The organism is Cyanobacterium sp. T60_A2020_053, from assembly GCA_015272165.1.
GTDB lineage: Bacteria > Cyanobacteriota > Cyanobacteriia > Cyanobacteriales > Cyanobacteriaceae > Cyanobacterium.
Genome location: JACYMF010000061.1, coordinates 1 through 23,509 on the forward strand (window position 1 = coordinate 1; position 23,509 = coordinate 23,509).

Genomic DNA, 23,509 nt, shown 5'->3' on the forward strand with positions numbered 1-23,509 from the left:
TTTTTTTGTTGAGAAATTCAACGGGGGTCTTTCACTCACATTTCAAGATAAAAAGGTTTTCGACCATTTTAAGGCATTATTTCACAACAATTCTAATGAAAATATTGATTTTGCTATATTAATTACAGTTTATCATCCAGATTTTAGGATGTATATTAACAATTTTAACAAGAGGTAATCAATCTTATGCTTCCTATTGATAAATGCCTGTTTTGTGAAGGCAAATTAAGTCAAAAAATAGTCACAGAAATTATTAAAAATGATGGGGATACTGTTAGTTTAGAAGTATCAGCCCTAGTCTGTGATAATTGTGGAGAAAGATATTATGATCTTGAAACTATGAAAAAATTTGAGTTAATTAAATATAAATGGCTCTTCTACAGTAGTTATGACAAATTAATAATAAATGATGAATAAAACCTTTGAGAGATAATAGTTTCGGTATTTTAAAAATGCAATTGTTATAAATTTATGGTTGGCATTTCACCTAATACCTGACACCTAATACCTGACACCTTTTTTTAGACATAATTTATCATACTCAAAGTAGAAACGTAATTAATAATACGGCATTTCTATCAGATAATCCGAAGCAAAAGTCAATGTGTACTATTATTTAGATGTATTATCTGATGGTGGAGGGCGCTGAAGCGAATCATTATTTATGGAGGGAAGAAAATCTTAAAATTTAGTTAAATTATGAATAATCTTGAAGATAATGACTTTGAAAACTTAACTAAAGCCATTAAATTAATCCAAAGTCAAGTAAAATGGAAATCAATAAATAAGGCTGAAATCCATTTAGCTAAAAGAATTAAGCTAGGGCATTTACCAAATAATTCATCACTAGATGATTACCAAAAGGTCATTCAAACAATCATTTTAGATGATGAATCTGAAATATATATCTTTCAAGATAATAATTGTTTTTATCCAACTGTCACTAATAAAATTGATTATAAATTTTGGATAGTTATGTTTAGTCTTAGTGGAATAATGGAAACGGCTTTTCCACCTAGTAATCCTGAAAAATATCTCAAGAATAATCCCTTCGTTTATATAGGCAAATTAAAGGAGTTAATCTAAATGAATCAAGTATTAAATCAATATAAAATAAGTCTTGAGTTTCTTGATGTTAGTGGGATGGAGTATTTAGATTTACTAAGTATTAGAGATGAACTAGCTAATTTGACATTCACAGATGAAGAACAAAAAATGATAGCAGAATTAGATCAAATTTTAGTGAAAAATAGTAGTTTAATTTATCAAGAGTTGTCTCGTTTTATAGATTTAACTAAGTACAGACCAAAAAATCAAATTAATCCTCAACAATGGTGGTGGTATTTAGATGTTTTATCTTATTTACCTGTTAACACTAAGTCGTTTACGATAAAACAAGACACTTACTCAGAAATTGCTTAAATCAAAAATAATTTCTCAACTTTTATGATTAAAATTTTACATATCATCGATTATCACTGTTTAGGTGGCGCAGCGCGCTCCATGATTGCCATTGCCAAGTATTCTTCCCGTTTAGACAATCAATTTCATCATCAGGTAATATCATTAAAAGCGCCCTTCCCCGATGCCTTAAAATTGTCAGAGGAAGCCGGAATGGAGTATTTACCATGGCAAGATGAAACGGAAAGAAACGAATTAATCGCCCAAGCGGATATAGTTCATATTCAATATTGGAATAATCCAAGAATGTTTGCATTTATGCAATCAGAATTACCTCCAGCTAGAATAATTACTTGGTTTCATGTGGCTGGAGATCACCCACCGCAAATTATTACAAGGGATTTAATTAATCATGCAGATTTTGCAATACCTTGTAACCCCCACTCCTACGAATTGCCAGTGGTGAAAGCCTTAAAACCAGAAATCAGACAGAAAAAAGTCGGTATGGTATATGATGCCACTGATTTTGAAAGGGTAGAAAACGTGCAACCTAAAGCCCATCAAGGCTTTAATGTTGGTTACATGGGATCACTATCATTCAGTAAGATGCACCCTAATTATATCGCCATGAGCGCCCGTGCCAACATTCCAGATGTGAAATTTATTCTTTGTGGCGGTGGCAATATTGAATTATTGAAAAATCAAGCCAGAGAATTAAACGCAGAGGATAAATTCCAGTTTCAGGGATTCGTAGAAGATATTGCCTCAGAAATTGCCTATTTTGACGTTTATGGTTATCCCCTCTGTGAAGATACCTACGCCGCCGCCGAGTTAAACTTACAAGAAGCGATGTATGCTGGTATTCCCCCTGTAGTATTCCCCCATGGTGGCGTAAAAAAATTAATCATCAATAACTACACGGGTTTAATGGTAGATAGCCCCTTAGAATATAGCCAAGCCTTAGAATATTTGTACCACAATCCAGAGGAAAGAATCAGACTAGGTAAAAACGCCAAAGAATATGCCAGTCAGATATTTGGCGCTGAAAATGCTGCCCGACAATTAAACCCCATTTATCATCGCCTGATGGCATCTCCGAAGAGGGCGCGCGCTTGGAGCATACCTGTGGATGGTAACTTATTAGATGAGCCAGTTTCCTTGTTAGATGTGGTGGATATTCCCCCCGAATTTAAAGGTGCAAAAACTTTTATTGAATCTATCGGTGATACCGCACCTTATTTTCTCACTAATTTAACATCAAAAAATGATCAAGAATTATTTGACACTGATAATAAAATCGCTAATTCTTCCATTCTTTTAGGTAGTGGAGAAGGAGGAGTAATTCAATATCTTAATTATTTTCCTAACGATGGTTTTTTAAGATTTTGGACGGCGTTAATTCTCGAAAAACAAGGTAATGTGGGAGGGGCGCTGAGACAATTAATGTTAGCCTCTGACAAAGGTTGTAAACATTGGCGTATTTCTTGGTATATTGCGCAAATGGCTGAATATTTAGGCGAAATTCAGGTTTTACAACAAGCATTAAATAATCTTGATTATTTAGTACCTAATTTTCAACCAGCAGAAAAATTAAAAATTCGCTTAAATGAATTATTAGAAGCAGAAAAAGAACAAATCAAACTCACAGAGACTAATTATTTAATCTTCCCACATTGGCAAAGTGACGAAGAAGAATTAACCGAAGAATTATATAACCTAATTCATAAACTAGCAATTCTCCCCTCGCCCAGTGGGAGAGGGGCAAAGGGTGACGGAATCATAACCCTAATTATTGACACCACAGGCATCACCGAAGAAGACGCAAATTTAATCCTTTCTGGTATCGCTATGAATTTGATGTTAGAGGAAGAATTAGACTTAGAAAACTCTTTAGATTTTGCCCTAATTAGTAACTTAAATCAACAACAATGGTCACAATTACTAACACAAATTACTGCAAAAGTCAACCTAAAAAATGAAAATCAAACAATTATTAATGAATTAGAAATTGATGATTTAATCACCCTTGATGGTGCCGGAAATAACTATGCAATTTTCCCTGATTGGTCAGCAGATCAAGAACAATTAGCGGAAGAAATTGGTCAAGTATTAACTAATTTAGCTGGAGAAAAAAACTGCACTTTATTGGTTAATGTAGATAATATAGATCAAGAAGAAGTGGGCTTATTTTTCTCAGAAATTGCCATGAATTTAATGTTAATTGATGGTATTGAATTATTTGATACTGTTAATGTTAGTTTTGTTAATTTTATTTTGGATCAGTGGTCAAATTTAGGAGGATTAATTAAGGAAAAAATAACAATAGATAGTGAAAATTTACCAGATAATCTATTTACTATAACAATCCTAAATGATTCACAAGAAAATAACATGTAAGGAGCTTAAGACTTTTTTATATAAAAATTTGGAAAAGTTTTTCTATATTTAGGCTTTGCTGAATAAATCAAAACCCTTTTAAAACAAAGGTTTTAAGTATAATAAAATCTTAAAAAAGTGCCAGAAATAGCCTTTTTTCCCAAAAAATGCCCTCTTTTCTCTACCCAAATCAAAAATTATTGATACAAATGAGCAATTTATGAAACATAAATATTTAGCTTAACTCTTTAATTTATAAGCATTTCACCTGATACCTGACACCCGAAACCTGACACCTCCCCTCACCAAAATACTTTTTCAGCACACTTTATTTATATATTTTTAAAATGATTTAGGACTGCTATGAAATTCAATTACTTTTATTAATATTTCAATGTTAGATAAACAGAAAATAACTCATTATTTAATAACATAAATTAAGTAAAATAATAGTCAGATTATATGATTGCAATTACTCATACAGAAGGAAAATTAACCTTAAACGATTTTTTAGCTCTTCCGGAAACGAAACCAGCCCAAGAGTATTTTAACCATGAAATTATCACAAAGCCAATGCCACAAGGACAACATAGTATAATTCAAACTTATTAAGCTGAAACAATCAATCAACCAAGTTACTAGAAAACAAAAAGTAGCTTTAGCCTTAACAGAGTTACGGTGTAGGTTCGGAGGGCGCTGGGCTAGGATGGTTAATTGATACTCAAGATGAATCAGTAATGATTTTTCAACCCATCAATTTCCCCAAATTAAATCAAGACCAGATATTCAATGGTGGGCGGTGTATCACCCTATAAATTTTTTAACTTGTTTCAATCTTAATTGAAATAACTATAACTGCATTTTTATAAAGCTAAAATTACCATACAGGATCAGAGTAAAGATTTACTATTAATTCATCTTCAATGGGTGGTACAGCACTAATACAGGCACAAATGAGGCTACCATCACCCAATTCTACTTCACAGGCATGACAAGAACCCATCAGGCAACCCGTGGGGATAAACACCCCAGCGCGCGTCGCCACAGCCAATAAAGGTTCGCCAGATTGGGCTTCTACGACAATATCATCAGGTAAAAATCTTACAAAAACATTCATAAATAGGGGTAATAGACAATAAATAAGTATTTATTAGAAATGAATTATCTAGGCAAATAGTTTTCATAACGGAAATAAAACTCCTCTCCGGGTATGGGTTTTTGAAACTCTGGAGGCTGATCAAATTCAGAGGGGGGATAATGGGAACGAATTTCCTTAATAATTTGATAAAACCTATTCCATTGAATCATTACTTCCAATAACCGTTGAAACTGCACATAAATGGCTTGATATTTTTGTTTGAGAGCGATATATTGTATCATCCTAGCGTAATCTTCGTCAGTGCTTTGAGTGATGGGTAACTCAATAATTTTGCCTAACTGCTCAAACCCATTACGATTAGCCTTGACAAGGGTAACAACATCATTAAAATCCTGCAAATTTTTCCGTAACAAATAAGCTACCATATCTGACATTACCCGTAATAGAGATAAATCTTCCACACGGTATTTTTTGAATAGATATAGTAACTTCAATCCTAATTCATCTTGACGGGCTATACTTTCTAGGGTTGTACCATAAGTAGTAATAGCCATAATACCCTCTTCGGTTTTAATGTCAGGGACAATTTCATGTAATTTTTTCTTCAGATCAGTGATAAAATCCTCAGAAGAAGGGTGCTTTTCTAATTCTTCGAGAAGAAAATCATAAAATTGCTGTTGCTTTGTGCTACGGTAAGACAGTTCAATTTGTTCTAGTTTTAAAAAAGCATTTTTCGCCTCAATAGCCACCCAAAATAATGCCACATAGTTTCTCAATCCTTTATACTCACCCATTTCCAACGCAAATAACTGAGATATTTTGATAAAACCAACAAACTCAGGTTCAATAAATTGACTATTATCTAAGGCTTTGGCGATGGGCGCTAGAATCCTTAATTCTCCCATAACTCTCTCATGATGTTCTACCACTTCAGGGGGAATCTGTTCGTGGGGTTTGTGAATTACTTCTTCTATTTTCTCCAACATAGTTTTATCACCCCATAAAGGACGATTCCACCATGGTTGTTGATTAGTTTCTGATTCTTTCATGGATGAATTATTCAAAGTCAGATTAAGATTAACAGGCTAGGAGTTACTATTTTAAGGAAATTGTAGCGTAATTACTAATTTTTAACTATGTTGTGTAGAGATGGAAGGTAAAAATTAGAAGACCCGAATCTTACGCCCATCGAAAGCATCTCGTATTGCTGCTACCTTCCGGTCCTGACAAGGTTTGAGCGTTGCGATTGCATAAGTCCGAGTCACTGACTATAATAACGTTTTATCATAGTGGTTGTCAAATAGAGTAAAGCTCCTCCTAAAAAATCATGGGCAATTTTTCTTTTCGTGGATTGAGACAAACTATTAAGTCTTGGTTGACTCAAAATCAGAACAATAGTGATAATGAAGAAAAAAGCCCTTTTGTAGAAGTGTCACGGGCGCTGGTTAATAAATTGAATCGAAAAATTGATAATTTATCATCTCCCCAAGGTTATCAGAAAGGTATTAGAGACGAACTTACCCAGAGGATTGAGGATTGGCAAAATAATCTTGATGGGTCTAATTCTTTGGTGGTTTTGGGTAATCCAGTAGAAAATATTGCTCAGATTATTAGTGATAGTATTAGTGAATGGCAAAATCCCCTCAAGTTAAAAATTATTACCCCTTTCTCATTACACCAGCGCCCGTCACCCATTACCAACATCAAAAAAGAAATTAAACAAGCATTCAAAATATCTGCAGACTTAACCATCAAACAGCCTGAAAATCAACAAGAATCGGAGGAAAAACAAGAAGATTTAGAGCAACGTATTTCTTTAATAATAATACCCAATTTAGATCAGTGTTTTTTGAGAGCTATCGGTGGCTGGGAAAGTATTATTATTTTGCGCAACATAGTAGTGGATAATCCCCACTGCTTTTGGCTAATGGGTTGCAATCATTGGGCGTGGAATTTTCTTGACTTAGTGTGTCAAATTAAAGCCTATTTTGGGGAAGGATTGCCCCTACCTAGTTTAACGGGAGAAGAATTAGGTCACTGGTTAGAAGATTTAGCGCCCACCACCATTGAAGCTCAGTTTTGGAAAAATCTTAACCTTTCTCAAGATGATAGCTCCAATGTCAGTGAGGAGGAGCGCCGTAAAACTTACTGGCATGATCTTGCCATAGAATCTCAGGGAGTAAGTAGTATTGCGGTTAGTTTATGGCTTCAAAGTTTACGCTTGGCAAAAGAAGTCGTCGAAAATGAAAATATTAATGATCTTAATATCGAAAACTTAGATTTTCGACAGGTTAAACCATGTTTACCCATGTTACCGCCCCTTAGTAGTACCGAGCGTTATCTTCTTCATGCCGTCTTGATTCATGGGCGCATTAATCGCCCTCATCTTGCCCTCAGTTTAGGAGAATCAGAAAGTCACATCGAAGCTAAAATACAAAATCTTTTACGTCTAGGAGTATTGCAAAAACGGTTAGGGGCGCTGGTAGTACAACCTGCCTATTATGAAAAAGTCAAAAATGAATTAGCTAATAATAATTTTTTTGTCGGGGAATTGATTTGAAGGGCAAAGGGCAAAGGGCAAAGGTTTCAATGCTTATAAATTAAAGAGTTAAGCCAAATAGTTATTTTTCATAAATGGTTCATTTATATCAATATCTTAGTTCAATTTATTGAACGATTGGGCTGTTGGTTCCGTGTAATTCATTACACGGTGGGTAAATTACGAAGATATTATCTTTTATAACAGATTGTCAGAACTTGATATTACAGCATATTTGAAATGAATAAACCACGTTTTTTGTTCCTCGCAAAGGCGCGAAGACGCAAAGGCAATCTTTGTGACAATTTAAAGTGTGGTTTAAGGAAATAAAAACTGCTGTAAACCTTATCAATCGAAACTTCGGATTTCTTCAGCAAACCCTAATTAGTGTCAAATTCTTTTTACTTTTTACTTAAAAAGCGCCCTCCACCGTAGAGTAAACAGAAAGAGGGTTTATAATAAAAAAGAAATAATACAAAAAATTTATTAAGGGGGAAATTTTAATGGTTGCAACTCCCATCAAAACCGCAAAACGTTTGACAACTCAGGTGCAAAAAATAGCTACTGATACCACCGTCATCCGTAGCCTAGACTGGGATAGAGATAGATTTGATATTGAATTTGGCTTACAAAATGGCACAACTTACAACTCCTATGTCATTAAAGGAGAAAAAAACGCCCTTGTGGACACCTCCCACGCCAAATTTAAAGACTTATACTTTGCAGAATTAGAAAAAGTTATCGATCCACAAACTATCGATTATTTAATCATATCTCACACCGAACCAGATCACAGTGGCTTAGTTAAAGATTTACTAGCTATAGCGCCCGATATTACCGTAGTAGCTTCCAAAGTTGCCATCCAATTCTTAGAAGGCTTTGTGCATCAAGACTTTAAACGACAAATTGTTAAAAATGGCGATCAATTAGACATCGGTAATGGTCATATTTTTGAATTTATCAACGCGCCCAACCTTCATTGGCCCGATACTATTTTCAGCTATGATCATGGTACAAATACCCTATTTACTTGCGATGCTTTCGGCTTACACTACTGTAGTGCCGATTTGTATGATGAGGATTTAAAAGCCATTTCCCCTGATTACCGTTTCTATTATGAATGTTTGATGGGACCTAATGCCAGATCGGTTTTATCGGCAATGAAGCGCATGGCTGATTTAGGAGAAGTTAATTTAGTTGCCAATGGTCATGGACCTATTTTAAAACATAATGTTCAAGAATTGCTCGACCGTTATCACCGTTGGAGTAGTGAACAAAGTAAAGGTGATAAAATAGTAATTGTGTTCTATATTTCCGATTATGGTTATAGTGATCGACTTTCCCAAGCTATTGCCAAAGGTATTACCAAAACTGGCGTAACGGTAGAAATGATCGACCTCAACGGTATTGATATTAACGAAATTCCCGAAGTAGTGGCGGAGGGCGCTGGAATTGTCATCGGAATGCCTCCTTTAACAGATCAAAACGCTATCGCTAACAAGATGGGCGCTATCTTAGCTTGTGTCAATAATAAGCAGGTAGTGGGCTTATACGAGTCTTACGGCGGTGATGACGAGCCCATTGACCCCCTCTCCTCAAAGCTCCTTGATCTCGGTTTAAATCAAGGATTTGAGCCAATTCGCATTAAAGATACTCCCCACGAAGCCGATTATCAAATTTGTGAAGAATCTGGGGTGGATTTAGGACAAATTCTCACCAAAAAAGCCAAAATCAGCAAACGAAAATCCCTTGATACCGACTTAGATAAAGCCATGGGGCGCTTAAGCGGTGGTTTATACATCATTACCGCGCAAAAAAGTGAGACGAAGGGCGCTATGTTAGCCTCTTGGGTAACACAAGCCAGTTTTGATCCTCCTGGCTTTACCGTAGCAGTGGCAAAAGATCGAGCTATTGAATCTTTAATGCAGGTAGAAGATAAATTTGTACTAAATATTTTAGAAGAAGGCAAGTATCAAAACTTAATGAAGCATTTTCTCAAACGTTTCCCCCCTGGTGCCGATCGTTTTGAGGGAGTAAAAACCCAAACTGCGGAAAATCAATCACCCATTTTGGCGGATGCTTTAGCTTATCTTGAATGTGAGGTAATCAGTCGTATGGACTGCGGAGATCATTGGGTGGTTTATAGTAAAGTTACCACTGGGCGAGTGTCTAAACCTGATGCTTTAACGGCGGTACATCATCGTAAAGTAGGTAATTATTACTAATTTACAACAGCTACGCCCACCTTTATACATTTTCCCATAAAATCGTAAGGGTTGAACATTGTTCAACCCCCACCCCGATAAATAATTTTGATTATTCTAAAAAGAATCTTAGTTCAATTTATTGAACGTAATCTTATTAGCCGTGTAATTCATTTCACGGTGGGTAAAGTGGGAAGCTAGAATCTTTTTTTAACTACTTATCCGAACTTGATATGATTCATTACACGGTGGGGAAACAACGAAGACATAGTGAGAAACCAGTCAAAATCTACAAAGATTAAAAAAGACAAAATTATGATATGGTAGTTGGTGTTAGTTTTATATAAAAAATAAGAAAAATGGAAGTTAATGATCTAGGGTTTGTAGCCACCCTTTTATTTGTACTTGTACCTACAGTTTTCCTGTTAATTTTATACATCCAAACTGGAAAAAACGAGGCTTAATCCTCAATATAATTACAACCTAAGGGTTGAACATTGTTCAACCCCTACTCAAATTTAACTACCAACATTGATAACCGTAACCCAATCTTGATACTGAGAATCTCTATGTTCTGTAATGGCGCTAAGGGTTTCCTTGATTTTATTAGTGATGGGTTTTTCCGCAGGTAAATGATAATTTTCTACTCGCTTAACAGGAGTTACTTTGGCTGCTGTGCCACATAAAAACACTTCATCAGCAATGAATAATTCTGTTTTATCAATATTTCTTTGCTCAACTTCAATACCTAAATTCTGGGCAATGGTAATGATACTATCTCTGGTGATACCTTCTAAAATATCTTGATCAAAACTAGGGGTAATTAACTTATTTTTTCTTACCATAAAAATATTCATCCCTGTGGCTTCACAGACTTTCCCCTGAGAATTCATCAAAATTGCTTCATCGAAACCAGCATCTACTGCTTCAGTTTTGGCTAAGGCAGATGTAATATAAGCACCACTGATTTTGCCTCGTAAAGGTAAACTACGGTCTTCTTGACGATACCATGAACTAATGCGACAACTAATTCCATCAGGGGAGAGATAGTCTCCCATTTCTAACCCGTAAACAAAAAAGTTTTTCTCAATATTGTGTAGTCGTGGGGCGATACCTAAGTCAGATGTATAAACAAAGGGGCGAATATAAAATGGTTTGGAGGGCGCATTTTTACTAACAAAATCTTTAATAACTTGCTCGATTTTATCCGCCCCTAAATCATAATGAAGATATTTAGCGCTGTTGCTGAGTCTTTCACAGTGACGATCTAAACGGAATAATAACACTTCTTGAGGGTTGGCGGGGTTAATTGTTCCTCTCAATCCTCCAAATGCACCTGTACCATAGTGTAACGCATGGGTAGCAATGGATATGTTAGCATCTTTGAAAGGGACAAATTTGCCTTCAAAGTAGGCAACGGGTAAAAAATCAGGCATGGTTTAGTCAATGTTTTTTAGTCAATCTCATTATTATACATCACAATTATGACTTGATGAAAAAGTGGTTTGAGGAGGGCATTTTCATCGTAAGTATCAAAATGCTTTGCCCTAACCCCTCTCCCATAGCAGGGCGTTTTCATTCTCAAAAATGTTAGTTTCTCAAACTAGCCAATAATCTGAAATTCAGAGGTTTTTAACTACTAATAAATCAATTAATAGTAAAAAATCCTCCTGTCTCCCTGAATCTCCCCCCTTTTTAAGGGGGGTTGGGGGGGATCATCCTTATATTGTCTTCTTGTCAAAAACAAATCAATTTTGACCCTGACTTTGAAAACACCCTGCTCCCATAGGAGAGGGGAGAATATAATTTGAAATTATCACAATTTAATCAAGGATAACAGCGCCCTCCACCTCAATGGATAAGGGTTTGACTTGAGGTTTTACCCCCAATTGAGTCCAAGTTGCTTCGATGACTTGTGACACTTGAGAAGTAAGGGAATGATGACAGAGGGTGAGTAAAGTTGGTCCTGCTCCACTAATTACCATACCATAAGCGCCCTCCGCCAATACAGCTTTTTCTATGTCGTCATAACCTTTAATGAGACTACGGCGAAAAGGTTGATGAATTTCATCCCCTAATGCTTCCCGTAACCATGTTTCGTTACCTGTTTCTAAGGCTTTGATTAATAAACCCATGTGAGCGATATTATAAACCGCCTGACTATATGTTAGGGAAGAAGGCAAAACGGCGCGCGCCTTTTCCGTGGCTAATTCAAAATCAGGAATAGCTAACACAAAACTGATGTCAGGGTGACAGGTTATCGGTACAAATTGCCATCCTTGTTTACCCTGCACCGAAAGGATGCAATTGCCCAAGAAAGCCGGGATAACGTTGTCGGGATGCCCTTCTATGGCGATGGCTAACTCCATTAATTCTTCAGAAGTGAGGGGATGGGCGCTGAAGTAATTTGCCCCTAATAAACCCCCCACAATGGCGGTAGCAGAACTTCCCAAACCCCTCGCTAATGGCACTCCTACCTCGATTTTTACCTCGACGGAGGGCGCTGGTTGTCCCATTTCTGCATAAAACTTCAAAAATGATTGATATAATAAATTATCTTCTCCTAATTCAATATTTTCCCCTTCTTTTCCTGAGATAATAAAGGAGGTTTTTTCCGCTAGGGTAAACTCAAAATGGTTATAAAGACTTAAAGCCGCGCCGATACAATCAAAACCAGCGCCCATATTTGCCGTAGTAGCTGGTACTCTAATTTTGACATTATTACTTTTATTCATTGCATTGACTGTTAAAATTTTGTAGGGTGGGCAATAACTTATATGGGCATATTAAAACTTTAGAATTGTCCATTGTCAATTCGCCCTTACGACTTCACTAATGAGTGCCAAGCCTAATTACCTTAATGCCATCGTAATAATACCTTGTTGACCTAACAAAACTTCTCTTAATAGGGTAAAAATCCCTAACCACACAATGGGCGTAATATCAATGCCACCGAGAGGGGGAATAACCTTGCGGGTGGGCGCTAAAAACGGTTCAGTGGGAATATATGCTAACTTATAGGGCAATTCTTTTACGTCAACATTGGGATACCAAGTCATGACGATGCGCCCGATAAATAACAACGTCATCACTAATAATAAAATACCTAGTATAATTGAACTAATAACTGCTAAATTCATAATTTGTTGCTAAAGTTGACTTCTGTTGTACGGTTGAACATGAAAATTTATTTAGATACTAGCGTATATAATCGCCCTTATGATGACCAAAGCCAAGCCAAGATATACTTAGAAACACAGGCAACAATTATTATTTTTAATCTTATCGAAAATCATGAAATAGAATCCGTTAACTCATCTGTTTTAGAATATGAAAACCAACAAAATCCCTTTCCTATTATTCAACAAGCAATTAAAAAATATCTCAAACAAACAACCTTATTTCAGCCCCTAGATGAAACTATCAAACAAAGGGCAAAACAATTAGAAACACAAGGAATAAAAGCTATAGATGCTCTCCACGTTGCTAGTTTTGAAGCCTCAAAAAGTGATTATTTTATAACTTGTGACAAACGGTTATTACGATGTCAAATGCTTAACATAAAAGCCATTAATCCCATAGATTTTATACAGGAATTGGACAATGAAAATTAATCTTAACACAGATCAAGAAATTATCGAAGAAGCATTTAACGTCTTAATTGATCATTTAGACGTGGTAAAAGTAATGCGTTTTTGGGAAATTTGTCACTTAGGACAAGGTGATTATTCTCATATTAAACGGCAACTATTTGAAGATGAAACCGTAGATAGTCTTTATGACAAAATCAAAGGTTTTTAAAACAACCATAATAAATAATTGAACCAACGACTGCTAAATTCATAATTTATTGCTAAAATTGATTTCTATTCTAAGGTAAAATGAAATTGACTATATTTTAGTAAATAAATAGTATATAAGATTATGACACCTTCTTTAGCTAATTTTCTTTGGAGTTTACTTTTAGGCGGCGCTATTGTAATTATCCCTGCTACCGTTGGTTTAATCCTCGTTAGCCAAGCTGATAAAATTCGCCGTTAAGGCATTTTTGGGGTTAACATCCTTACCCCTAACACCCTCACCCCCAACCCCTCTCCCATAGGAGAGGGGAGTTAAATTTTGACTAATATTTTTGATATTTAATGATAGCCACTGACATCGATTCTCAAGCAATTCTCAAAAAAGGTTTTCAAGCGCTTTCTGATTCCATTCGTTTAGAAGTGTTGGATTTGTTGCGCCATCAAGAGTTATGTGTCTGTGATTTGTTGGAGTCAATCGAAGTTAGTCAGTCGAAGTTATCTTTTCATCTCAAAACTCTCAAGGAAGCTGGTTTGGTGCGCTCACGGCAAGACGGGCGCTGGGTTTACTATAGTCTCAATTTACCTCAGTTAGTGGCGTTGGAGCAGTATTTATCAGACTTTCGGCGCACGGTTTCCCTTTCTAATACCCCGAAAAATTCTTGTTGTGATTAACAAGGGGTTTCAACCCCTTGTCAAATAAAATTATTTTTTGCGTTTACGAGTGGCAAAGCCCAATAAACCAATGGTAGCTAAACCAACAACAGCACTAGGCTCAGGAATTTGGGTTAATGTCCAGTTACTAGCGTCGAATGCGAAGATTTCACCAGGATTTTGATCAGAAAAGGAGTCTCCCGCAATAAAGCGATTATCACTCAAAAAGCTCAAGCTAGCCAATGTATTAAACAATAAACCATCGGCGGGTGGAGTCGTCATCATGCTAGGAAAATAACAGCCTGTAGTATCAGGACAAGCAGCAAAGTTCATGTTATCACCGCTAAAGGATAAAATGGGAGTACCTAAAGTTTCAGCACCAGCTGTTGTTCCAAAAGGATTGTTTTCATCAAATCCATGATCAAACAGTTCAGTCAATGCAACAAGGTTAATCAAGTCATCAGATGGTCCAGCAAATACTCCTGCTGTGGTTGTGTCATTGTCGTAAACAACATTGAAGAAACTTGATACATCAATTCTATCACTATCAATCGGTGTACCAGTCAAACGACCACTCCAACTTTGATTACTGGCAGTGTCAACATAAGAAAATTCAAACAAAGATGCCGCTTGTGCCGAGGATACACCAACAAAAGCGCCCGTCACCGTTACCGTCAAACCCAAAACTACCGACTTAGAAGCACGAAAAAATGCCATATATTTTCCTCTTTTTCAGAAAATTTTAATGTTGACTAAATGTATCATAAATCCTCCATAAAGATCACTTTTTTTTTGCGGAAATTATTTAAGTGAGATTACTTAGACAAAATTTAAAGAAATGTAAAAAAAAATCAGAGGGATGCTTAATGAAACTTTGGAAACCACAGCACCTTTTTATGGGATCATTGCAAGAATTAGGTCAACCCCTGAGAAGTTAATATAAGTTAGAGAGTAGTTAGAACTGCGCCCTAATTAACCGATTAATTGAGGTGATTTGATCATGAGTACAGTTACGGACAATGATTTAAAAGAGCTAAAGGATTTACTTAACTCGAAATTTGACAAAATAGACGATAAATTTGAGCAAATTAACTCGAAATTTGACAAAATAGACGATAAATTTGAGCAAATTAACTCAAAATTTGAGCAAATTAACGAAAAAATAGATAATCGCTATCAATTATTAGATAGTAAATTAAATGATATGAAGGTAGAAATCGCTACTATCAAAGGCGATGTTAATGGATTAGGCAAAAGATTAGATAACCTAGATTTTATCGCTAGAAGTGTGATCGGAGGCACTATCCTAGCACTTTTGCTCGGGTTGACTAAATTTCTTTACCCTGACTTATTAAAATCTCTTTGAAAAGTCATTAAATCTTGTTTTGATCCCCCCTAACCCCCCTTAAAAAGCAGGGTGTTTTCAAAGTCAGGATCAAAATTGATTTGTTTTTGACAAGAAGACAATATAAGGATGATCCCCCCCAACCCCCCTTAAAAAGGGGGGAGATTCAGGGAGACAGGAGGATTTTTTACTATTAATTGATTTATTAGTAGTTAAAAACCTCTGAATTTCAGATTATTGGCTAGTTTGAGAAACTAACATTTTTGAGAATGAAAACGCCCTGCTTAAAAAGGGGGGAATTTCAGGAAAATTCCGCAAAAAAGAGGGGAATTTCAGGAAAATTTGAAACTATTAAAACAGGTTTTTAGGGTAAAATTGAAACTTTTAAAATACTTTCTATAAATAACAACAATTAATATGGTAGAACAACAAAAATCAACGGTAATCATCACTGGGGCATCATCAGGCGTGGGTTTGCAAGGGGCTCGGGCGCTGGTGGAGGGAGGGCGCTGGTATGTCATCATGGCTTGTCGTAACCTCGAAAAAACCCAAAAAGTAGCCAAAGAGTTAAACTTTCCTGAAGACAGTTACCAAATTATTCACCTCGATTTAGCATCCCTCAACAGTGTCCGCAAATTTGTGGAAGATTTCCGCACCACAGGGAGAAAATTAGACGCTTTAGTTTGCAATGCTGCCGTTTATTATCCTCTGTTAAAAGAGCCGATGTATAGTGAGGATGGTTATGAAATTAGCGTGGCGACTAATCACTTAGGACATTTTCTACTGTGTAACTTAATGTTAGAAGACTTGAAAAAATCTAACCACACCCATCCGCGCTTAGTGATTTTAGGCACAGTTACAGCAAATCCCAAAGAATTAGGCGGTAAAATTCCCATTCCAGCGCCCCCCAACCTAGGCGATTTAGCAGGAATGGAGCAAGGATTTAAAGCGCCCATCGCCATGATTGACGGCAAAAAATTCAAATCAGGTAAAGCCTACAAAGATAGTAAGCTGTGTAATATGTTAACCATGCGCGAATTACATCGCCGTTATCATGAATCCACAGGCATTATTTTTACGGCACTTTATCCCGGTTGCGTAGCGGAAACAGCTTTATTCCGTAACCATTTTTCCTTATTCCAAAAAATCTTCCCTCTTTTCCAAAAAAATATCACCGGCGGTTATGTGTCGGAAGAGTTAGCTGGAGATAGAGTTGCCATGGTGGTGGATGATCCAAACTTTGATAAGTCTGGAGTATATTGGAGTTGGGGCAATCGTCAAAAAGACGGTAGAGAAGCCTTTAGTCAAGAGATTTCCGATGAAGCCAGTGATGAGAATAAAGCGGTTAAAATGTGGGATTTGAGCGCCAAATTAGTAGGTTTGGCTTAAAAATTTCCCCTCACCCCCAACCCCTCTCCCAGTGGGAGAGGGGAGGATGTTATTAGGGTTTGCTGAATAAATCAAAACCCTTTTAAAACAAAGGTTTTAAGTACAATAAAATATTTAAAAAGTGCCAAAAATAGCCTTTTTTCATCCCAATCAAAAATTATTAATTCTAAATTCTAAATTCTACATTCCCTCCCCTCACCAAAATACTTTTTCAGCACCACCTATTTATATACACCATAAGAAATTTCCATCGTTTTTTTGAGTAAGATTAAAAAAAAATCGGTCAATGGGGGTAAATTTTTGTTAAATTAAACTTAACAATCTTTAATGGTGAGACAATCTATGCTATTGAGCAAAGAAAAAAAACCTTTCTTCTCGATGGGGATTAAATCTAGTAATATAAATCAACTCAAATCAGTTTTCGCTACTATCAATGCCGATAGCTGTCCTTTTCAATACAATTTTCATTTGCATACTAATTGCTCTGACGGACAATTAAGCCCTGAATCCTTGATGGAACAAGCGTTACAAATTGGGCTACAAGATTTGGCTATTACGGATCATCATAGCGTTAAAGGTTATTTTCGTGCTTGTGAATGGATGTTTCGCAAAAAATCCCTTAATCCGGGTTTAAATTTACCCCATCTGTGGACTGGCATTGAAATTACCTCTAATCTTAATGGTACTAATGTTCATATTCTCGGTTATGGATTTGACCCAGACTGTTCGACACTACAAAAGTATCTCACGGGGGAAAGTCCAGAGGGTAGGGATGCTCAAGCTCGACAGGTGATTAATGTATTGCATGAGGCAGGGGCGCTGGTGGTATTAGCGCACCCCGCCCGTTATCGGCGCCCGGCGGTGGAATTAATTGAAGAAGTGTATCAGTTAGGCATTGACGGTGTAGAAACTTACTACTCCTACGGTAATTCTCAGCCTTGGCAACCCAGCGCCCGTCAAACTGAGACAGTAAAAACCATGGCGGATAAATACCATTTATTACAAACCTGTGGCACTGACACCCACGGAAATAATATTCTAGTGCGACTCTAGAAGCAAGGCGTTTTCATTCTCAAAAATCTCAGTTTCTAAAACTAGCTAGTAGTCTCAAATTCAGAAGTTTTTTACTACTAATAATTAATAGTAAAAAATCTCCCTTTCTCCCGTAATCTCCCCCCTTATTAAGGGGGGTAGGGGGGGATCTTCCTTATATCTGCTTCCCCTGCTAAACAAATCAATTTTGATGCCGACTTTGGAAAAACCCTGCTTTAGAAGCCTCCAGCGCCCACCAAACCAATCAATAAGTTAGGCAGTAATTGAAGCACAAAAATAGCTAAGATAGCGCTAAAATCGATGCCTCCGAGGGGGGGAATAACGGAACGAAAAATATTAAGATAAGGATCGGTGATGGGCGCTAGAAAGGAGATAATTTTTCCAGCCCATTCGGCACTTTGAAACCAGCTTAATAAAATTCTGACAAATATTAATACTAAATACAGTTGAATAAAATTAACGACGGTGTTCACCATCAAATAAGTAATACTGTTCATAATTATCCTAAAATTTTCAGTAACTATTCAATCTTAACGGAATTTTTGGCTAACTCATCATTGTTAATTAGGGGTTGCTGAAAAAGTATTTTGGTTAGGGGAGGTATCAGGCTTCAGGTATCAGGCTTCAGGTGTCAGGTTTCAGGAGTCAGGTGAAATCCTTATCTTATAAATTAAAGAGTTAAGCCTTTAAACCTTTGCCCTTTGCCCTTTTTTTTCCTTTGCCCCTTGCCCTTTGCCCTTTGCCCTTTGCCTTTTGCCCTTTTAAAAAATTATTAATCATCCATTTGCCAAGGCTGGGTTAAATTGTCCTCATCAAGAATTTTTCTAGGTTTCATAATTACCAATAATCTGCCCAAAATTTTCTCCGTGGGGCAAGAAGCAAACCAATTAAAAGTTAAATTACCCTCATGATGGGCTAAAAAATAATGTTGAGCATTCCACTCAGTGGCATCTAAATCTACCACCACTAGAATAGGTTCAATTTTTCCCCCTGTATCCTTCGGTAAATCATTACTTTGAGCGAATATCACCACCGGATGTTGAGCTTGTAAGATAACTTGCCAAGAAGGAACAGAAGCCACACTACCACCTTGGGGTAATGTTACCATGCTGAAAGGCTCAATGGGTTCTACGGGGGGAATTTTCTCTAAATCTGCCACCGTTAATGGAAATTTCCCCACCACAGGCAAAATACAAGGTAATTGTTCATCATCTTCCAGACGATACAGGGGAAGAAGAGGGGCGCTGGAGGTTTGAGAGGGGGAGGCAATATCCGTCAATAGCTTTTCTAATTGACTTCGGGCATCCTGAGAGTGAGCAAATTTTAAACCTTCCCCAATTAAACGGGCTTTATCGGCAATGCTTTTTTTATTCTTAGCATTTTTCCAATATTGATAAGCTACTGCATCCCCCGGATGAGAGGTAAAACCCATAGGAATTTGAGCAAGATGGGCAAAAAATTTCATTGCCTTTGCCACTTCTTTCGCCCCGTCAATGTTTAATTTTTTCTCTTGACAAAGCAAACTCGCTTCTTTTCTTTCCTCATGATTGAGAATGCGTAATTCGTATAATACATCACTGCGAGGACCTTGATAATAGGTTAAGGTATCTTCTTCAACTCCTTGGGTAACCAAACTATCATAAACCTGTGAGGCTACTATGACTAAATTTTGTTGACTATTTTGTAAGCCTGTTTGCTCAAAGATTTCTTGGGGAGTAATGCCCATTCCTCTTAATTGGTGGCATTTTTTGCCCCAATCCACCCAGTTACCTTCTTTGTGTAATAGTGATCTTAATAGTTCTTCTTTTTCTGTTTCTGTCATAATATCCAAAGATTAAATTCTGATTATAGTTTAACCAGTTTATCCTTTCTTCATACGGTGGAGGGCGCTGGAAAATAGAATGATCATTATCGATTAACTAATAACGTGAATATGCAAAAAATCTTAATTTAACAATTTATTACTCCGAATATAAAGATAATGAAAAAAATAATGTTGTTTGACCCAAAAATTGGGGGTCATCACTCCAGTTATCTACTTTATTTGATTACCTATTGGTGTCAAAACAAACTAGATGGAGAATTGCATATTGTTACTTCGCCTCAATTTCCCAATCAACATCCTGAAATTATTAACTTAATTGAAAATTACGATACGATAATTAAACTTATTTACATTGAAACTCACGAATATGAACGATGGGAGCAAACATCCAATGTATTTCGTAAAATCTTTTTAGAATGGAACATTTATGTTAGGTATGCAAAGATTATTGAGCCAGATTATGCAGTGTTAATGTATTTAGATAATTTGCAAATACCAATCTTGTTGGGGAAATCATCCCCATGCCCGTTTTCTGGGATTTATTTTCGTCCCACATTCCATTATTTCAAATTTAGCAATTATCAACCTTCTTGGCAAGACAAATTAAGAGCATTGAGACAAAAAATAATTTTATTTCAAGTTTTAAAAAAGTCTAAATTTCAGAAATTATTATGTTTAGATTTCTATGCTGTCGATTACATAAATCAAAAATGTTCCAACAAAAAAGCCATACATCTAGCTGATCCCATAAGAATTAAACCAGTTAATTTTGATCTACTAAAACAGCTTAAAAGTAATTTAAAAATAGATTCAAATCGGATTGTTTTTCTTCTTTTTGGTCGTCTTTTTCCTCGCAAGGGTATTTATGATGTTTTATTCGCTTTAGAATCTTTACCAAAAGAAATTGGCAAGAAAATAACTTTGTTGTTAGTAGGAGAAATTCCTCCCGATCAAAAACAAAGATTATTAAGTCTCACGGCAAAAATTGGTAAGGACAATGAAATACAGATTATTGGTAATTATGGTAGAATACCTGAAGATGAAGTTAGCTTATATTTTTCTTTGTCTGATGTTATTCTGGCGGTGTATCAAAATCATGTTGGTATGAGCGGTATTTTACTTCAGGCGGCGGGCGCGAGAAAACCAGTTATTTCCTCAGATTATGGTCTGATGGGAGAAATAGTGAGAAAATACAAGATGGGATTAGCTATTGATTCATCAAATCAGCAAGTTTTAGTCGATAGTTTGACCGAAGTGGTCAATCAACCTGAATTATTGCATCTTGATACTCAATTATTAGATCAACTCTTGGAAAAGAATGATGTGGATAAATTTTGCCGAACCATTTTTAATGTTAATTGATAACAATTAACACAAAAAGCTAGTAAATGGTATTTTATGTTTGTTTTTATGAATTCATAAAATATCATTTGATTTAGAGTGTAGTTTATCAAGATTAATATTTTGAGTGTAAGTAGGGCGACCACACAGTAATGATTGTCTTAAAAATCTTAACCCGTAATGCCCTAAATTACTGAAACGCCATTTTATTAGATCAATTTTATTAACAGCATTAATTTTTTTGCTCATTAACTCCGCTATCTTTTTGCCTTCTTGACGATGCTCATCCATACGAGAAGAACTTAATTGATTTTGGTGGAGACGAAAACAAGCCACAGGAAAGTCATCTAAAAAACTAAACTTTGCTCCTTTTTGTAAAGCTCTGACAAAAAAATCTCGATCACCACTGAGAAAGTAACTTTCATCAAATCCATTGAGGGAGTCAAAAAGAGTTTTACGAAAAATAGTAGTTTGTTGAGAAAAACCTAATGTAGAAGATAAAAAGGCAGATTCGATATATTGAGGCTTACAGGGTTCATAAGAATAAACAAAACGCCCATACTCATCGGTATAATCACAGCGCCCGTAAACTACATCAGCATTTTCTTTATTTCCCAAAGCGATTAATTTAGCTAAACTATCACAGTATAACCAATCATCAGAATTTATATAAGCAACCCATTCCGTTGTGGCGTTTGCCAAACCACAGTTAATGGCACGATAAATATTTCCTTTTTCTGCATAAATAGTCTTTACACCCCATTTTTGACAAATTTCTAAAGTGCTATCCGTAGAACTGCTATCAACGACAATAATATTGACATCAACATTTACTTGATTTTTCAAAGAGTGTAATGTCGTGTCAAGGGTGAGGGCGCTGTTTAAAGTGGGAATTGCGTAAGTAATTTGATGTAAATATTTCATCTTAATTAAATAAAAAAATGCTTCTCATCGATTTTAATAGTGCAAACTGTTTTATCTAAGTTATCACTAATATTAGTTTATAGTAATAAATCCATACAATGTTTGATATAATCGAATAAATCGGCATTTAATGGCCTCGCTTCCCAAAATGTGACTTGACCTATTCGCTCTTGCAAAAATGCATTAAAATTAGTGGCTTGTTCTCGATACAAATTTCTGATGAATACTGCACTTGTTAAACATAACTGAGTCAAAAAAAGATAATATTGAATATTTTTAGTTTGTATTTGATTGGACATAATAGGAATTAAATAAAAAAATCCTGTCAGACAGGTCAAAAAATAAACAAGTCTGAAATTGAAACCAACAAAAAAAACAATTAAAAAGCTAATTAATAAAGTTATAAAATAGATTAATAAATTATATAAAGCTGGATTATTTTTAAAATTATTAGATGTTTTATTAAAGTTTATATTAAAAATATAAATAAGAAAAATGATTAAATTAATAATCAGTAAAGTCTCTCTACTTTGAAAATTTTCATTTCCACTTAAATAGAGATTTGCCCTGCCTTGTAAGGTATTGTTGCCAAAAGCAGATAAGATTGATAACAAAAAAAATAATACTTCGCGCCCAAACAGGATTAAAGTAATGGTTGAACCAGTCAATATTACTCCCAGTAAATACTTATTTTTATTACTAGCTAAACTTTTTTGAATAAATTGTAAATTCCCAGAAGAAAGCTTAAAAAACAATAAAGGCGTTAACAATAAAGATGTACTGTGAGTAATAAATGTAACTACAAATAATGAAGAAAATAGCAAAAAATTTTCTGTGAATAAGAAAATGATGATAAATACAAAAGAAAAGGTCTGGCGGAAATAGAAAAGTTGATTATAGTAACCATAACTCATAACGTTAATAAGAATCACTAACGGATAATATTTAGGAACAAACTTATAGGTTAGGATTATAAAAGAACTGTTAATCAGGAAAGCTGAAAATAGTAGAAAACTATTAGAATCTAAACCTAAAAATAACATTATGTATTTAATTGTTATCAGTGTTGTTGGTTCTTGTCCAATTTGTCTTAAATACTCTAGAGATTTGATCAAATTAAGATTAAAAATATCTTGAAACCACTGAAAATATCTTTGAGTATCTCCATAAACAAAGATGGTACTATTATAAATACTCAAAATTAAAATACAGGTAAATAAAATAGCTACTATATTGAATTTTAATGTTCTTTTCTGTAATAATTGCTGGAATTTATTATCTAAAATATTTTGTTGCAGAGCTAAATCTGATTCTTCTATTTGTAAATAAATTAATAAAGGAATCAAGGACAATATTGGAATATATAATAAAAAAAATAAACCGATAAATAGAACAATTAGTTGATAAGATTTAAAAGAAGCAAATAGTTGAAGAATTGCACAATTCAAGGTTGTGACTTTATTTTGTTGAAGTTCGCCAGAATCAAAGATTCTATTTATCATGTTCTAATAATGTAAAATAACTAATGGAGTTGTTGCAAGACAGCTTTTTAGGTAATACAG

At 35.4% G+C, this 23,509-nt stretch carries 25 protein-coding genes and 1 other RNA gene; 15 read left to right on the plus strand and 11 right to left on the minus strand.

What is annotated here, in order from left to right; genetic code table 11:
- Positions 1 to 186 precede the first annotated feature (186 nt).
- From IGQ45_08820 to IGQ45_08835, 4 genes are all read left to right on the plus strand, one after another.
- Entirely contained in the window at positions 187 to 417 is a 231-nt protein-coding gene (locus IGQ45_08820) for a YgiT-type zinc finger protein (protein MBF2057312.1), read from the plus strand.
- 282 nt (positions 418 to 699) lie between these two features.
- Positions 700 to 1,086, plus strand: a complete 387-nt coding sequence (locus tag IGQ45_08825; protein ID MBF2057313.1) for a hypothetical protein — start codon at positions 700 to 702, stop codon at positions 1,084 to 1,086.
- Positions 1,087 to 1,422 (plus strand): hypothetical protein, encoded by a 336-nt coding sequence (locus tag IGQ45_08830; GenBank protein ID MBF2057314.1) that lies wholly within the window; start codon positions 1,087 to 1,089, stop codon positions 1,420 to 1,422.
- Between the two features lie 24 nt (positions 1,423 to 1,446).
- Positions 1,447 to 3,798: a glycosyltransferase family 4 protein gene (locus tag IGQ45_08835; protein ID MBF2057315.1), complete on the plus strand. Its 2,352-nt coding sequence runs from the start codon at positions 1,447 to 1,449 to the stop codon at positions 3,796 to 3,798.
- A gap of 856 nt (positions 3,799 to 4,654) precedes the next feature.
- Here IGQ45_08835 and IGQ45_08840 read toward each other — a convergent pair.
- The 3 genes from IGQ45_08840 to ffs form a co-directional block, all read right to left on the minus strand.
- Complete coding sequence (locus tag IGQ45_08840; GenBank protein ID MBF2057316.1) at positions 4,655 to 4,894, minus strand: 2Fe-2S iron-sulfur cluster binding domain-containing protein; 240 nt, start codon at positions 4,892 to 4,894, stop codon at positions 4,655 to 4,657.
- A 44-nt stretch (positions 4,895 to 4,938) separates the two neighbouring features.
- On the minus strand, positions 4,939 to 5,925 hold the full coding sequence (locus IGQ45_08845; GenBank protein MBF2057317.1) for a hypothetical protein: 987 nt from the start codon (positions 5,923 to 5,925) through the stop codon (positions 4,939 to 4,941).
- Positions 5,926 to 6,041: 116 nt separating this feature from the next.
- Positions 6,042 to 6,139, minus strand: an RNA gene (ffs, locus tag IGQ45_08850) — signal recognition particle sRNA small type.
- A 64-nt stretch (positions 6,140 to 6,203) separates the two neighbouring features.
- On the opposite strand from ffs, the gene IGQ45_08855 reads away from it, so the two are divergent.
- The 3 genes from IGQ45_08855 (at position 6,204) to IGQ45_08865 (ending at position 10,083) form a co-directional block, all read left to right on the plus strand.
- Positions 6,204 to 7,436 (plus strand): MarR family transcriptional regulator, encoded by a 1,233-nt coding sequence (locus IGQ45_08855; protein MBF2057318.1) that lies wholly within the window; start codon positions 6,204 to 6,206, stop codon positions 7,434 to 7,436.
- 482 nt (positions 7,437 to 7,918) lie between these two features.
- Entirely contained in the window at positions 7,919 to 9,640 is a 1,722-nt protein-coding gene (locus tag IGQ45_08860; protein MBF2057319.1) for a diflavin flavoprotein, read from the plus strand.
- A gap of 338 nt (positions 9,641 to 9,978) precedes the next feature.
- Positions 9,979 to 10,083, plus strand: a complete 105-nt coding sequence (locus tag IGQ45_08865) for a photosystem II reaction center protein M (protein MBF2057320.1) — start codon at positions 9,979 to 9,981, stop codon at positions 10,081 to 10,083.
- Positions 10,084 to 10,137: 54 nt separating this feature from the next.
- Here IGQ45_08865 and IGQ45_08870 read toward each other — a convergent pair whose 3' ends face one another.
- From IGQ45_08870 to IGQ45_08880, 3 genes are all read right to left on the minus strand, one after another.
- The gene (locus IGQ45_08870) at positions 10,138 to 11,055 is read right to left on the minus strand and encodes a branched-chain amino acid transaminase (protein ID MBF2057321.1); all 918 of its coding nucleotides are present in this window, start codon (positions 11,053 to 11,055) and stop codon (positions 10,138 to 10,140) included.
- A 387-nt stretch (positions 11,056 to 11,442) separates the two neighbouring features.
- A complete protein-coding gene (locus IGQ45_08875; GenBank protein MBF2057322.1) occupies positions 11,443 to 12,354 on the minus strand; it encodes a homoserine kinase in 912 nt (303 codons plus the stop codon).
- Positions 12,355 to 12,471: 117 nt separating this feature from the next.
- The gene (locus IGQ45_08880; protein MBF2057323.1) at positions 12,472 to 12,759 is read right to left on the minus strand and encodes a YggT family protein; all 288 of its coding nucleotides are present in this window, start codon (positions 12,757 to 12,759) and stop codon (positions 12,472 to 12,474) included.
- A 39-nt stretch (positions 12,760 to 12,798) separates the two neighbouring features.
- On the opposite strand from IGQ45_08880, the gene IGQ45_08885 reads away from it, so the two are divergent.
- From IGQ45_08885 to IGQ45_08900, 4 genes are all read left to right on the plus strand, one after another.
- Entirely contained in the window at positions 12,799 to 13,233 is a 435-nt protein-coding gene (locus IGQ45_08885) for a PIN domain-containing protein (protein ID MBF2057324.1), read from the plus strand.
- Positions 13,223 to 13,420: a hypothetical protein gene (locus tag IGQ45_08890; GenBank protein MBF2057325.1), complete on the plus strand. Its 198-nt coding sequence runs from the start codon at positions 13,223 to 13,225 to the stop codon at positions 13,418 to 13,420. The genes IGQ45_08885 and IGQ45_08890 overlap by 11 nt, the downstream gene beginning before the upstream one ends.
- A gap of 123 nt (positions 13,421 to 13,543) precedes the next feature.
- Positions 13,544 to 13,660, plus strand: coding sequence for a photosystem II reaction center X protein (locus IGQ45_08895; protein ID MBF2057326.1), 117 nt, complete (start codon positions 13,544 to 13,546; stop codon positions 13,658 to 13,660).
- Between the two features lie 101 nt (positions 13,661 to 13,761).
- Complete coding sequence (locus IGQ45_08900) at positions 13,762 to 14,091, plus strand: winged helix-turn-helix transcriptional regulator (GenBank protein ID MBF2057327.1); 330 nt, start codon at positions 13,762 to 13,764, stop codon at positions 14,089 to 14,091.
- A gap of 30 nt (positions 14,092 to 14,121) precedes the next feature.
- Here the strand turns inward: IGQ45_08900 and IGQ45_08905 are convergent, their stop codons facing one another.
- Positions 14,122 to 14,787: a PEP-CTERM sorting domain-containing protein gene (locus IGQ45_08905; protein MBF2057328.1), complete on the minus strand. Its 666-nt coding sequence runs from the start codon at positions 14,785 to 14,787 to the stop codon at positions 14,122 to 14,124.
- 283 nt (positions 14,788 to 15,070) lie between these two features.
- Between IGQ45_08905 and IGQ45_08910 the strand changes: the two genes are divergently transcribed.
- The 3 genes from IGQ45_08910 (at position 15,071) to IGQ45_08920 (ending at position 17,857) form a co-directional block, all read left to right on the plus strand.
- The gene (locus tag IGQ45_08910) at positions 15,071 to 15,436 is read left to right on the plus strand and encodes a hypothetical protein (protein ID MBF2057329.1); all 366 of its coding nucleotides are present in this window, start codon (positions 15,071 to 15,073) and stop codon (positions 15,434 to 15,436) included.
- 396 nt (positions 15,437 to 15,832) lie between these two features.
- On the plus strand, positions 15,833 to 16,804 hold the full coding sequence (locus IGQ45_08915) for a protochlorophyllide reductase (protein ID MBF2057330.1): 972 nt from the start codon (positions 15,833 to 15,835) through the stop codon (positions 16,802 to 16,804).
- A gap of 342 nt (positions 16,805 to 17,146) precedes the next feature.
- The gene (locus tag IGQ45_08920) at positions 17,147 to 17,857 is read left to right on the plus strand and encodes a PHP domain-containing protein (protein MBF2057331.1); all 711 of its coding nucleotides are present in this window, start codon (positions 17,147 to 17,149) and stop codon (positions 17,855 to 17,857) included.
- 215 nt (positions 17,858 to 18,072) lie between these two features.
- On the opposite strand, the gene IGQ45_08925 is transcribed toward IGQ45_08920, so the two are convergent.
- A complete protein-coding gene (locus tag IGQ45_08925; GenBank protein ID MBF2057332.1) occupies positions 18,073 to 18,354 on the minus strand; it encodes a YggT family protein in 282 nt (93 codons plus the stop codon).
- Positions 18,355 to 18,629: 275 nt separating this feature from the next.
- Complete coding sequence (locus tag IGQ45_08930; GenBank protein MBF2057333.1) at positions 18,630 to 19,679, minus strand: hypothetical protein; 1,050 nt, start codon at positions 19,677 to 19,679, stop codon at positions 18,630 to 18,632.
- A gap of 171 nt (positions 19,680 to 19,850) precedes the next feature.
- On the opposite strand from IGQ45_08930, the gene IGQ45_08935 reads away from it, so the two are divergent.
- Positions 19,851 to 21,044 carry a glycosyltransferase gene (locus IGQ45_08935; GenBank protein MBF2057334.1) on the plus strand — a complete coding sequence of 398 codons (1,194 nt, stop codon included), beginning with the start codon at positions 19,851 to 19,853 and terminating at the stop codon, positions 21,042 to 21,044.
- A gap of 54 nt (positions 21,045 to 21,098) precedes the next feature.
- On the opposite strand, the gene IGQ45_08940 is transcribed toward IGQ45_08935, so the two are convergent.
- Both IGQ45_08940 and IGQ45_08945 read right to left on the minus strand, forming a co-directional pair.
- Positions 21,099 to 21,947, minus strand: coding sequence for a glycosyltransferase (locus IGQ45_08940; GenBank protein ID MBF2057335.1), 849 nt, complete (start codon positions 21,945 to 21,947; stop codon positions 21,099 to 21,101).
- A 77-nt stretch (positions 21,948 to 22,024) separates the two neighbouring features.
- Positions 22,025 to 23,449 (minus strand): EpsG family protein, encoded by a 1,425-nt coding sequence (locus IGQ45_08945; GenBank protein ID MBF2057336.1) that lies wholly within the window; start codon positions 23,447 to 23,449, stop codon positions 22,025 to 22,027.
- Positions 23,450 to 23,509: the final 60 nt, after the last annotated feature.